At 57.3% G+C, this 12,503-nt stretch carries 11 protein-coding genes; 5 read left to right on the top strand and 6 right to left on the bottom strand.

The window, feature by feature from the left end; genetic code table 11:
* Positions 1-38 precede the first annotated feature (38 nt).
* The 3 genes from PH5382_RS01275 to PH5382_RS01265 are packed head-to-tail and all read left to right on the top strand — an operon-like array spanning position 39 to position 3,253.
* The gene (locus PH5382_RS01275; protein WP_058332523.1) at positions 39-788 is read left to right on the top strand and encodes a biotin--[acetyl-CoA-carboxylase] ligase; all 750 of its coding nucleotides are present in this window, start codon (positions 39-41) and stop codon (positions 786-788) included.
* Positions 789-803: 15 nt separating this feature from the next.
* Positions 804-1,586, top strand: a complete 783-nt coding sequence (locus PH5382_RS01270) for a type III pantothenate kinase (RefSeq protein WP_058332522.1) — start codon at positions 804-806, stop codon at positions 1,584-1,586.
* The gene (locus tag PH5382_RS01265) at positions 1,583-3,253 is read left to right on the top strand and encodes a ribonuclease J (protein WP_058332521.1); all 1,671 of its coding nucleotides are present in this window, start codon (positions 1,583-1,585) and stop codon (positions 3,251-3,253) included. Before PH5382_RS01270 ends, PH5382_RS01265 begins: the two co-directional genes overlap by 4 nt.
* Positions 3,254-3,390: 137 nt before the next feature.
* Here the strand turns inward: PH5382_RS01265 and PH5382_RS19930 are convergent, their stop codons facing one another.
* The 6 genes from PH5382_RS19930 to PH5382_RS01240 all read right to left on the bottom strand — a co-directional run bounded on the left by PH5382_RS19930 (position 3,391) and on the right by PH5382_RS01240 (position 10,235).
* The gene (locus PH5382_RS19930) at positions 3,391-3,564 is read right to left on the bottom strand and encodes an RSP_7527 family protein (RefSeq protein WP_197409972.1); all 174 of its coding nucleotides are present in this window, start codon (positions 3,562-3,564) and stop codon (positions 3,391-3,393) included.
* A 245-nt stretch (positions 3,565-3,809) separates the two neighbouring features.
* Positions 3,810-5,387: a DEAD/DEAH box helicase gene (locus tag PH5382_RS01260; RefSeq protein WP_058332520.1), complete on the bottom strand. Its 1,578-nt coding sequence runs from the start codon at positions 5,385-5,387 to the stop codon at positions 3,810-3,812.
* Positions 5,388-5,569: 182 nt separating this feature from the next.
* Positions 5,570-6,517, bottom strand: coding sequence for a glycosyltransferase family 2 protein (locus PH5382_RS01255; protein WP_058332519.1), 948 nt, complete (start codon positions 6,515-6,517; stop codon positions 5,570-5,572).
* Positions 6,514-7,257 (bottom strand): hypothetical protein, encoded by a 744-nt coding sequence (locus tag PH5382_RS01250; protein ID WP_058332518.1) that lies wholly within the window; start codon positions 7,255-7,257, stop codon positions 6,514-6,516. The genes PH5382_RS01255 and PH5382_RS01250 overlap by 4 nt, the downstream gene beginning before the upstream one ends.
* Before the next feature lie 142 nt (positions 7,258-7,399).
* Complete coding sequence (locus PH5382_RS01245) at positions 7,400-9,007, bottom strand: peptide chain release factor 3 (RefSeq protein WP_058332517.1); 1,608 nt, start codon at positions 9,005-9,007, stop codon at positions 7,400-7,402.
* A gap of 217 nt (positions 9,008-9,224) precedes the next feature.
* Complete coding sequence (locus tag PH5382_RS01240) at positions 9,225-10,235, bottom strand: Hint domain-containing protein (protein ID WP_058332516.1); 1,011 nt, start codon at positions 10,233-10,235, stop codon at positions 9,225-9,227.
* Positions 10,236-10,488: 253 nt separating this feature from the next.
* Between PH5382_RS01240 and PH5382_RS01235 the strand changes: the two genes are divergently transcribed.
* Positions 10,489-11,268, top strand: coding sequence for an SDR family oxidoreductase (locus PH5382_RS01235; protein ID WP_058332515.1), 780 nt, complete (start codon positions 10,489-10,491; stop codon positions 11,266-11,268).
* Between the two features lie 23 nt (positions 11,269-11,291).
* On the top strand, positions 11,292-12,413 hold the full coding sequence (locus tag PH5382_RS01230) for a hypothetical protein (RefSeq protein WP_058332514.1): 1,122 nt from the start codon (positions 11,292-11,294) through the stop codon (positions 12,411-12,413).
* Positions 12,414-12,503: the final 90 nt, after the last annotated feature.

The following is a 12,503-nucleotide window of genomic DNA, read 5'->3' as shown; positions in this document are numbered from 1 at the left end:
CGATGGATCGGGCCTTTTTGCCTTGAAGGGAGAGCACAATGACAGATTGGCCTGAAGGCTACGGCAAGCGGATCCTCGAAGAAGTCGACAGCACCCTGGATGAGGCGGCGCGGATCGCACCGGACCTCGCGGGGCCGGAGTGGATACTGGCGCGACGCCAGACCAAGGGACGCGGGCGACGTGGGCGCGACTGGAAAGACCCACAGGGCAATTTTGCGGCCACACTGGTGCTGCGCCCGACGGAAGCACCAAATGAGGTGGCACTGCGCAGCTTTGTTGCCGCTCTCGCAGTCTATGATGCCTGCGAAGCGCTAACGGGGCGCACAGCAGGGTTGGCGCTGAAATGGCCGAATGATGTGCTGCTCAACGGCGGCAAACTGTCAGGAATTTTGCTCGAAAGCGCCGGACAGGGCAGCGGTGTCACCCATCTGGCGATTGGCATTGGCGTCAATCTGGTGGAAACCCCGATGAAGGAATGGCTCGACCCTGGTGCGGTCTGGCCGGTCTCATTGCTGTCCGAAACCGGGGTTCAGGTGACGCCAGAGGACTTCCTCACAGCACTGGCAGCCGCCTATGCCCGCTATGAACTGCAGTTCACCACCTATGGGTTTGGTCCCATCCGCACCGCCTGGCTGGCCCGTGCGGCCAAACTGGGGGAGGTTATAACGGCACGTACTGCCACTTCAGAGACCGAAGGAACCTTTGAGACGGTGGACGAGGAGGGCAACCTTGTCCTAAACAGCGCCAAAGGTCGGGTGAGTATCCCCGCGGCCGATATCTTTTTCTGACTGTGAGGGCAGGCGATGCTTCTGGCTGTTGATTGTGGCAATACCAATACCGTCTTCTCAATCTGGGATGGCGAACAGTTCGTGGGCACCTGGCGCACCGCCACCGATTGGCGGCGCACGGCGGATCAGTATTTTGTCTGGCTCAACACACTTATTGAATTGCAGGGCATCAAGACCGATATCACCGATGTGATCATCTCGTCGACGGTGCCGCGCGTGGTGTTCAATCTGCGGGTTCTGGCAGATCGCTATTACAACACGCGCCCTCTGGTGGTTGGAAAATCCGACTGCCTTTTGCCTGTTGCAGTCCGGGTGGACGAGGGCACGGCCGTGGGGCCGGATCGTCTGGTCAATACGGTTGCGGGCTTTGATCACTATGGCGGCAATCTGATCATGGTCGATTTTGGCACCGCCACGACCTTTGATGTGGTTGCCGAGGATGGCGCCTATGTCGGAGGTGTGATAGCGCCGGGGGTGAACCTCAGCCTGGAGGCGCTGCATCAGGCAGCCGCAGCCCTGCCGCATGTGGACATCTCCAAACCGGAGAATGTCATCGGCAAGAACACCGTGGCCTGCATGCAGTCTGGCGTCTTTTGGGGATATATCGGTCTGGTGCGCGAGATCTGCGCGCAGATCAAAGCGGAGCGTGAAGTTCCGATGAAAGTGATTTCAACAGGCGGGCTGGCGCCTCTATTCCAGCAAGCAGCTGATCTGTTTGACGCATATGAGGATGATCTCACCATGCATGGGCTCCAGATCATCCATAAATACAACAAGGATAATGGTACTCCTGTATGAGCACTAAAGAACGACTGATCTATCTGCCCCTTGGCGGGGCAGGTGAAATTGGCATGAATGCCTATGTCTACGGCTACGGCAAACCCGGAAAAGAGCGTCTGATCCTGGTAGATCTGGGCGTCGCCTTCCCGGATATGGACAGCACCCCTGGCGTTGATCTGATCATGCCCGACATCACCTGGCTGCGTGAACGCGTCGACCAGTTGGAAGCGATCTTCATCACCCACGGCCACGAGGACCATATCGGGGCGGTGTCGCATCTCTATAGCCAGCTGAACGTGCCGATCTATGCGCGCGCGTTTACTGCCAATCTCGCTCGGCGCAAAATGGAAGAGCGCGGCCATGACCCGCTGGTTGTCAAGACTGTTGGCGCCTGGCCCGAAGTGATCAAGCTTGGCCCCTTTACCGTCGGTGTTGCGCCGATGGCGCATTCGATCCCTGAAAGCGGCGGTCTGGTTATCGACAGCCCTGCGGGCCGTGTCGTGCATACCGGTGACTTCAAACTGGACCGCACGCCGCTGGTTGGCGAAGCTTTTGACCCCGAAATGTGGTCCGAGATCGCAAAGCCCGGCATCAAAGCGCTGATTTGTGATTCTACAAATGTGTTTTCCAAAACTCCAGGCCGGTCTGAATCCGATCTGCCCGAAGAGATCACCCGCCTGATCGGCGAGGCGAATGGCATGGTGGCCGCCACCACTTTTGCGTCCAACGTCGCACGGGTGAAAACCCTGGCAGAGGCGGGCACCCGCGCCGGGCGTTCGGTCGTACTTCTTGGCCGCGCGATGCTGCGTATGGTCGAGGCTGCAACACAGACCGGAGTGCTTACGGATTTCCCCAATGTCTTCTCTCCCGAAGAAGCCAAGGATATGCCGCGCAACAATCTGATGCTGATCACCACCGGCAGCCAGGGCGAACGCCGCGCAGCGTCAGCACAGATGGCACGTGGCAAGTATCGCGGGCTGGAGCTGAAAGAGGGCGACCTCTTCCTGTTTTCCTCGAAAACCATTCCGGGCAATGAGCGCGGTGTGATCCGCATCATCAACCAGTTCTCGGAAAAAGGCGTTGATGTCGTTGACGACAGCTCTGGCCTCTATCACGTTTCAGGCCATGCCAACGGTCCCGATCTCGAAGCGCTGCATGATCTGTTGAAACCGGACATGCTGGTACCGATGCACGGCGAACACCGCCATCTGCGCCAGCACGCGCGTCTTGGCGAAGCCAAGGGCATTCCGAGCATTGTCGCGGTCAATGGTATGATGCTGGATCTCAGCGGCAAACGTCCTTCCGTTGTGGAATACATCGACACCGGGCGCACCTATCTTGATGGGTCCGTCAAGATAGGCGCTATGGATGGCGTGGTGCGTGATCGTATCCGCATGGCGCTGAATGGCCATCTGGTGGTGACGCTGATTCTGGACGAAGAGGATGAACCACTTGGTGAGCCCTGGTGCGATATCAAAGGTCTGACGGATAATGGCAGCTCTAACACCGCGCTGACAGAAGTACTGGAGGAAGACCTGAACCAGTTTCTGATGCGGGCCGGGGCCAAAACTTTGAAAGATGACGACAAGCTCGAAGGTGAGTTGCGCCGCATTGCACGTCAGACCACCCATAATGAGATCGGTAAAAAGCCTGAGGTCACAGTGGTGATCAGCCGGATGCGCTGACCAGTAATTTGTCAGCAACGGATCCTAAATGACGAAAAAAAGCCTCGGCAGGATATGCCGAGGCTTTTTCGTGAGTGGTGACGTCAGTGAAAACGTCGGGCAGAAGATCCTAGATTGGCAAAATAACTGCCTAGATCTTAGGCGTGACGGGGACGGAAAAACATCCCGGTGAATTTAAGAGCCAGCGCGCGCAGGCCACGACCAAGGCTGCGCATGGCGTCGGCCAAGGCCTCGGCGCGCATCTCATGGGCACGGGCTTCGATGGCGTGAATGTCGGCGATGGAGAGGGTCGGGGCTTCGATCTGTTTCATATGCTTGTGTCTCTAGCTTCAGAGTGCGGATATCGTGTTGCTCAGGAGATAGAGATCTTTTGGCGCGATTACATTGACCAATTTGACATTGCCGTCATGCTGCACCTGCAAAGGTCGCAGGGCTGGGCGATGTGCCACTCGACAAAACACCCCTGATTAAAACAAAACGGCCGCCCCCAAAAAGAGCGGCCGTCATGAAATTGAAATACTCGATAGCTGCCGTTCGGGCTGGCTATCTGGCCCGACTATCCGGCCCGACGTTGGTCGAAGGAAAGAGCGATAAAGCTGGGCATGTGATCACCCATACCAACGACAGTACGATCATCGCGACGCCCGCCATTCTGCTTCCCACCGCGACCGCGTTGGTTTTGGGTCTTGGGGGCAGGAGCGGGTGCTTCCTCTGCTGCTTTGGCAGGAGCTGGGGCTTGGGCAGGGGCTTTGCGTGACCGAGTGTTGGACTTGCCTTCGGATTTTCCGCCAGCCTGTCCGCGACGCGATTCAGACTTGCCTGCACCAGATGTATCGGTCGTGGCTTTGCCTGCTTCTGCCGCCGCGTCGCTGGCAGATGTTTCAACGGATGAGCTTTGCGCGACGGGTTTGTCAGCGGCGGTAGCATCCTTGACAGGTTTTTCCGCAGCTTTGCGCGTAGAGCTGCGCTTGGCAGGCTCAGCCTTTTTCACCGGGTTCTCCAACCGAGCGATTTCCTTTTGAAGCAGCGCTTCAACAGCCGCGAGCGCTTTTTCATCGCGGGCAGAGCAGATGGTGATCGCCTTACCTTCGCGTCCGGCCCGCCCGGTGCGACCAATCCGGTGCACGTAGTCTTCGGGATGGCCGGGAACATCAAAGTTGAACACATGGCTGACACTGGGCACATCAAGTCCCCGTGCAGCTACGTCCGAGGCTACCAGAATGCGCAGATTGCCTTCGCGGAACCCTTCCAGGGTTTTGGTGCGCTGGCTTTGATCAAGGTCGCCATGAATGGGAGCCGCATCATAGCCATATTTTTTCAGAGATTTGGCAACGATATCCACGTCCGACTTGCGGTTGCAGAAAACGATCCCGTTGGAAAGCTTGTCACCTTCCTGATCAATCAATGCGCGCAAAACGGTCCGTTTTTCGCTGGCTTCGCGATCTTTACGCGAGGCTTTGAAGACAACCACGTTCTGCTCGATCGTCTCAGAGGCGGACGCCTGACGGGCCACTTCGATTCGTTCCGGCGCAGAGAGGAAGGTATTGGTGATCCGCTCGATCTCGGGCGCCATGGTGGCCGAAAAGAACAGCGTCTGGCGGGTAAAGGGCGTCAGCGAGAAGATGCGTTCGATATCAGGGATGAAGCCCATGTCCAGCATCCGGTCGGCTTCGTCCACCACCATGATCTGAACGCCGGTGAGCAGCAGCTTGCCGCGTTCGAAATGGTCCAGCAGGCGGCCGGGGGTGGCGATCAGAACATCAACGCCTTTGTCGATCAGCTGGTCTTGTTCCTTGAAGCTGACACCGCCGATAAGCAGCGCCTTGGTGAGCTTCAAGTGCTTGGTATAAGTGTCAAAATTCTCAGCCACCTGGGCTGCCAATTCACGTGTCGGGCACAAAACCAGGCTGCGTGGCATCCGGGCACGGGCGCGGCCACGCGCCAGTAAGGTGATCATCGGAAGGGTGAAAGAGGCGGTCTTACCAGTGCCGGTTTGGGCAATACCAAGAACATCGCGTCCTTCAAGGGCGGGCGGAATAGCGCCTGCCTGAATAGGTGTTGGGGATTCATACCCGGCCTCATCGATGGCTTTGAGGACCTTGGCATTCAAGTTCAGATCGGAAAATTTTGTCATATGCGTCCGTTTATGCGGACACTGACCTGGCCCGCGCGTGTTAACAGAAAGCCGGTTCCGCAGGGTCATGCGGTGTGACAGCATCCAGCTTTTGGCGGGACATAGCAAAATCTGGCTTGGGGGTCAATTATTGGCTGGTTTGATATGGGTTTCAAACTTTAAACAGCGCTCCGCAGAACAGTTCAGCCAAACTTCGGGAAATGTTTCTGGCGCGCCTCTTCGATGCGCAAATCACGTAGCCGCAATAGTCCTTCGGCCTCCAGTTTTCGACGCAATTTTGGACTATCCTTGCAGACCTCGTCAAAAAATGCGCGCAGCCCGGACGTCCCCTCGGACGCTTCGATTTCGCTGAGCAGCTCATGCTTGGTGATGCCACCCGTCTCGCGTGACCAGGCAGGTTCCAGTTCGGCCCGGTAAGAGCCTTGTTTAAGGCGATAGCGATACTGCGACAGCCATTGATCCCAGTTGTGAGCATGAAAGTGACAGAGGTCGACCTCAGGAAGTTCCTGGCCACCTGGGTTTTCGTCCTTGCCTTGATAGATATTGTGAATGCGGAAGCTGAGGTCGGGCAGGCCGGTGCGCACAAAAATCTTGCCCTGAACATGGCTCAGAAATCCGCCCTTTAGATACTCTCCATATTGAGGGTAGACACGGCCAACGATGTTTTTACGCTCTGACCCGCTGATAAACCCTTTGAAGGCCGAGCCCGCTCCGGCGAGAGCTTCGATTGGCCGGGCCCTGGCGTTGAGGGTGGTTTGCGGGAGCTCTGCAAGAATTTGTGCGATAGACTTGTCAGCCCATAGGAACTCATCAACGTCGATATGGGTCAGCCATTCGAGATCATCGCTTTGGCGCCGGTAGGCTCGTGTGGCGTTAAGGGTCTGCCGCTGTTGGTGTTTCGCCGGTTTCCCCCCTTTTCGGCGTTGCTGCCACGAGGGGTCATCACAATCGACGACGCGAATTTTGGGATGCGCTTTCAACAGATGGCGCACCTCAGGGCAGGGGGCATCCAGATAGATGAACAGGCGATGGGCACCGGCTTCTAGGTGATAGGCGGCGAAATTCAGGATCTGAGCCCCGGGCGCCTTGATCGTACTGACAATTCCCCATCTATCCGCAGGCTTTGTCATAGTGATTTCGGACGTTTTTTGTAGCGTTGAATACGGCCAAAGACCGTGCGTGGCTCGCGCAGAAGATCTCCCAGCATGCGTCGACATAACGGAGCGATGACCTGGTCGTTTTCGCCATGCCGCCACAGGCGGGCCAAAAGGTTCTTGTCCATATCGCCCGTTGGCAAGGAATAACCATTCAGGTCAAAGGCTAGTTTGTCCCTAGGTCGATCCTTGAGACGAGGAAAACCCAGGCCGTTGGATCGACCGGACAGACTTCGTTCGCTGTCGTGAAGCTTTATCAAATCAAAGAGCAGTGCCAGACCCTGTCCTCCCAGGCGTTGGTCAATGGTTGCCCCATGGTCGGCAAAGGTTGTGGCGGCTGAAATCAACCAGCGTGGCTCCAGCACCTTGGCCAGTTTCTCCCCTTCTTCTGTCCAGAGACGTAAAAACAGCTGTCTGGCGGGGGGGCAGGTTGGGCGGCGGCGTAAGATTGCAATTAGAAAGGCGTGCAGGGCAAAGATTTCGGGCTCGCCGCGCAACTGGTACCGCAACTGTGCCTGCTTGTGTTGCGGGTCATACCTATAGGTTACTTCGGGATTTTCTAGATCTTCGGGGATCTGCTGCTGCCAAAAGGAAGCGAAATCCACATCAGCAGCTGGAAGGCACTGTTCAGGATTTTGAAACGGGCGTTCCTTTTTCTCTAGCCGTTTCATCAGGCTATAGAACCCTCCGGGGTATAACTCGCTGTCAAATTCCATTCGCGAACCACCGCTTGATCCAAAACCGCTCAAAGCAATTTAGCCGAGAAAATCAATATCTCGCAAGGTTAGGCGCGAGTTGAGGCCCAAATGAGGCCAAGGCGAGGAGGCGGTTAACGCCCCCTCACCGAAAATGGCAGGATTAAACCATCATTTCCTTGGTCGCAGTCAGTTTCAGCTCGGGGTAGTCGCGTTCAACGCGATCAATGTCCCATTGCAGTCGCGTCAGATAGACGACGTCACCGTCGTGATCATAGGCAATATGCTGCTTGTTGCTATCGACGAACTTTTCGACGGCTTGTTTTTCGCCTGTGACCCAACGCGCCGAAGTAAACTGCGAGGTGTCAAACCGCACGGGCAGCCCATATTCCATCTCGATCCGGCTGGCGAGCACTTCGAATTGCAAAGCCCCCACGACCCCAACAATAAAGCCCGAACCGATCGACGGTTTGAAGACCTTGGCAGCGCCTTCTTCGGCGAATTGCATCAGCGCCTTTTCCAAGTGCTTGGCCTTCATCGGGTCGCCCGCGCGCACGCCTTGCAGCAATTCTGGCGCGAAAGAGGGAATACCCGCGACGCGCAGCGCCTCGCCTTCGGTCAGGGTGTCGCCAATGCGCAGCTGGCCGTGGTTGGGAATGCCAATAATATCACCGGCCCAGGCCTCTTCGGCCAATTCGCGATCCGAGGCCAGGAACAGCACCGGATTGGAAATCGCCATGGGTTTCTTGGTGCGCACATGTGTCAGTTTCATGCCGCGTTTAAAATGCCCTGACGCCATACGCACAAAGGCCACCCGATCCCGGTGCTTTGGATCCATATTGGCCTGCACCTTGAAGACAAAGCCGCTGACTTTTTTCTCTTCGGGGGCAATGTCGCGGGGCAGCGCTTTTTGCACTTGGGGTTCGGGGCCATAGGCGCCAATCCCATCCATCAGTTCCTTGACACCAAAGGAGTTGATGGCAGAGCCGAACCAGATCGGGGTCATATGCCCTTCAAGCACGGCCTGCGGGTCAAGCGCGGGCAGCAACTCACGGGCCATTTCAACTTCTTCGAGCAGCTTTTCCAGCAAATGTTCCGGCACATGCTCGGCCAGTTTGGGGTCATCCAGGCCTTCGATGGCAATGCTTTCAGCTACCTTGTTACGGTCGGCACGGTCCATCAGCTCCAGCCGGTCGCGCAGCATGTCATAACAGCCGATAAAATCACGCCCAACACCGATGGGCCAGGCCGCTGGTGTTACGTCAATGGCCAGGTTTTCCTGAATTTCGTCGATGATCTCAAAGGTATCGCGGCTTTCGCGGTCCATCTTGTTACAGAAGGTAAGGATCGGCAGGTCCCGCAGGCGGCAGACCTCAAACAGTTTCTGCGTCTGGCTTTCAACACCTTTGGCACCATCAATGACCATGACGGCTGCATCCACGGCCGTCAGGGTACGATAGGTATCTTCTGAAAAGTCGGAGTGGCCGGGCGTGTCAACCAGATTGAAACGAAAGCCGCTGAAATCAAAAGACATTGCCGAGGCCGAGACTGAGATGCCGCGGTCTTTTTCCATTTGCATAAAGTCAGATCGGGTGCGCCGGGCCTCGCCCTTGGCGCGCACTTGCCCCGCCATCTGAATCGCACCACCATAAAGCAGGAACTTTTCAGTCAGCGTGGTTTTGCCCGCATCCGGGTGCGAAATGATCGCAAAGGTGCGGCGCCGCGCGATTTCAGGCGGCAGTTCGGGGCGGTTTGGGGCACTATCCAACATGAGCGCGCGTATAGGTTGGATTGCAGGGTGAGGCAAGATGAACGACCTCTTTTGCCAGTGCCGTCACATCGGTCTCGAAATTCGGCCCAGACTTTCATGCGCCTGTGATTGGCCTGTGATTGGCCTGTGATTGGATTGTCGCTGACCAGTTTCCGACCTATCAAGAACTCCCTAAGCGCTGCTTGAACACCTTTGGATCAGTCGTTTTCGACGATCATCAGCTGAGTGAGGCGCGCCGCAGCAGCCCAACTGCGTCAGGATGGTCTAGCAAGGCTTTTTGCACCTCAAACCCATGGCTGTCGCGTCGTTGCAGGGGCAGGCGATGGGGAGTGATCACAGAAAGCAGCTCATCCGGCAAAGCAGGCTGGGTCAGCGGGTCCAGATAGAGAGATTCCGCAGCGATCCCTTCGGCATAGACGATGTGATGGCGATCAAACAGCAGCTGGAAATAGTCGACAAACCCGCCCGCAGACATCACGACACTGTCGCCGTTGACCAGATCGCGGGCCCGTACCAGTAGTTCTGAACAGCCGGTGCCCAGCCTGTCACGGCGTTGATAAACCATCAGGCGATGATCCGGGCTGACCAGCAGGTCGCCCGCATTGTTCAGTGCGCCGGCCCGGATCAAGACTGGCGCCATGCGTCCAGTCGCGCGTGAGGTGCTGTGGCCGATCCAGCGCAGCTCCTGCACGCCCGCGTCGCGGGTCAGAATCCGGTCACCCGGTTGCAGGTTTTCGATCGGCATCTGCGCGCCCGTTGACAAGGTGATGCGGGTGCCGCGGGTGAAAGAAACACAGGACATCTGCGCCAGTTTGCGCCGCACCTGGTCTTGTTCGGCCCGGACCAGAGAATAGGCTACACCACGGTCGAGTGGTGCCAGGGGCAATAGGTAGATGCCTGCGATCATGCCCTCTGGATCAACCTCGACCAGGACCACTGCTTCGACGCTGCCTCCGGCCTGAGGGATCAGAGTCAGGGTGCAATCCAGATGCAGGCGGGCACCAGGAGTGCCTAACTCGGTATCCTTGGCGATATAAAACGCGCCACCGGGATTGCTGGCCAGACCAAGACGGCGAGGGCGAGCTCTGGGGTCGAGCTGATAGATGTCATCCAGCATGAGATCATCCAGAACACCCAGGGCGTCACCCATATTTGCACCGATCTCGACCCGGAATTGCTCTGCCGGATAGACGGGGACCGATTGGATGGCTTGATGGGATGAAGTCACGTGAATCCTCTTGTGTCGACGGTTGCACGCGCAGATCCGGATGCGCTGCTGCATGAGGCAGGCCTATCCGGGAAATAAGGCAGGATGCAGACAATTACTGGCAGAAATCCTGACACCTGGTTAATTTTGCGTCAGTGCGCGTCGCAATTGCGGTGGGCCTCCAAGAATTTGCGGGCTGGTCTTCGGCGACAGGGCTGTGCAATCTGCTGCAGCAGATAAGACATGTACAAGACACGCGCAGAGGAGATGGGTGATGGATCTGGGAATTGCAGGAAAGCGGGCACTGGTCTGTGCCAGCAGCAAGGGGCTGGGACTGGGCTGCGCCGAAGCACTGGCCGCGGCGGGGGTGAACCTGGTGATGAACGCCCGTGGCGAAGAGGCTCTGCTGGCCGCAGCGGATGCGATTCGCGCTGAACATGGCGTGCAGGTTGAAACTGTTGTGGCGGATGTGACCACGGCGGAAGGCCAGCAGAAACTACTCGCAGCGGCTGAAGACGTGGATATTTTGGTCAATAACGCCGGTGGACCGCCTCCGGGCATGTGGTCCGACTGGGAGCGTGAAGATTTCATCAAGGCGCTGGATGCGAATATGCTGGCACCGATTGCGTTGATGAAAGCACTGTTGCCGGGCATGATGGAACGTGGCTGGGGGCGGGTGGTCAATATCACCTCGCAATCGGTCAAAGCCCCTATCGCGGTTTTGGGCCTGTCTAATTCGGCCCGCGCCGGGTTGACCGGCTATGTTGCGGGAACCTCGCGTCAGGTTGCGGGCAGTGGCGTTGCGATCAACAATCTGTTGCCGGGCATTCATGCCACTGACCGTGCGGTCTCGCTTGATAGCGGTGTTTCGGCGCAGCAGGGGATCAGCATGGAAGAGGCCAAGGCACAGCGCGCCGCCACCATTCCTGCAGGACGCTACGGCACACGGGCCGAATTTGGGGCTGCCTGTGCCTTTTTGTGCTCAAAACACGCAGGCTTCATCATCGGTCAGAACATTCTGCTGGATGGCGGTGCCACTAATATGACGCTCTGACGCGCCAGAAACGGAGAACACAGATGGCCAGCGGGTATTCCCTGAAGGACCAATTGTTTAACCTGGAAAAGACCCGCTATCTGGCGGGTCTTTTTGCCGCCGCCGACCCCGGATTTGACGCCGTAGGGTTTGAGGCCGACGTGATGTCACGCCTGTTGCAGCTGGAGCTGAAGGCCCGTCTGCATTGGATCGCCGAGGTCCTGGGGCAGCACCTGACCGGGGACCTTACAAAAGTGGCGCCAGTCTTGCTAAATGCACTGCCGCCGCCGCTCGATCCGTCCAAATCGGATGATGACTTTGGCGATTTCATCTTTGCTCCGCTGGGAGAATTCGTCGTGGCGCGCGGGCTGCCGGACCATCTGGATCTGTCGCTGGATCTGATAGAGGCACTGACCCAGAGGTTCTCAATGGAGTGGGCGATCCGCCCGTTTCTGAATGCGCACCCGCATGAGACTCTGGCGCGGATGCAGGTCTGGACGCAGCATTCCAGTTATCATGTGCGCCGCTTGGTGAGCGAAGGAACCCGGCCGCGTCTGCCCTGGGGGCAGGGGGTGGCACTGGAGCTGAAGGATCCGGTGCATCTGCTGGATCAATTGCAGGCGGATCCGACCCGCTATGTCACGCGATCGGTGGCCAATCACTTGAATGACATCGCCAAGAAAGACCCGGAACTGGTGCTCGCTTGCCTGCGGCGCTGGCGGGCGCAGGACGGCGGGGACGCCAAGGAATTGGACTGGTTGATGCGCCACGCCTGTCGTGGATTGGTCAAATCTGGCCATGCCGAGGCACTGAGTTTGTTGGGGTTTGATCCGGAGGTCCGCGTGGAGGTTGATCTGTGCCTCCAATCGAAAAATGTTCGTATTGGATCGGGATTGGAGTTCAGTGTCGAGCTGATATCAGATCGGGAATGCCCTGTTCTGGTGGATTATATTATCCATTTTCATAGGCCTAAAGGGAAGTCTTCACAAAAGGTTTTTAAAATCAAGCAAGCGGTTTGTTCGTCGAATATGTTGAGAATTGACAAGGTTCACAAGCTGAAAGGCGACGCAACCACCTTCAAGCTGGTGCCCGGATTGCACCGATTGGAGATTTTGGTAAACGGCAAAATCCGCGCCGGGGCAGATTTTGATTTGCTACCGCAGTGATCTCTGACTGCCAGGTGGACAGGTCGGCAAGCAGCAGGTGGGCCACAAGTGGATTGCCTACGATCGTTCACACGGCACTCTCACGCTTGC

This window comes from Phaeobacter sp. CECT 5382, assembly GCF_001457775.1.
Taxonomy (GTDB): domain Bacteria; phylum Pseudomonadota; class Alphaproteobacteria; order Rhodobacterales; family Rhodobacteraceae; genus Pseudophaeobacter.
Note: the sequence above shows the minus strand (reverse complement) of the source record. Positions and strands in the feature narration are given on the sequence as shown.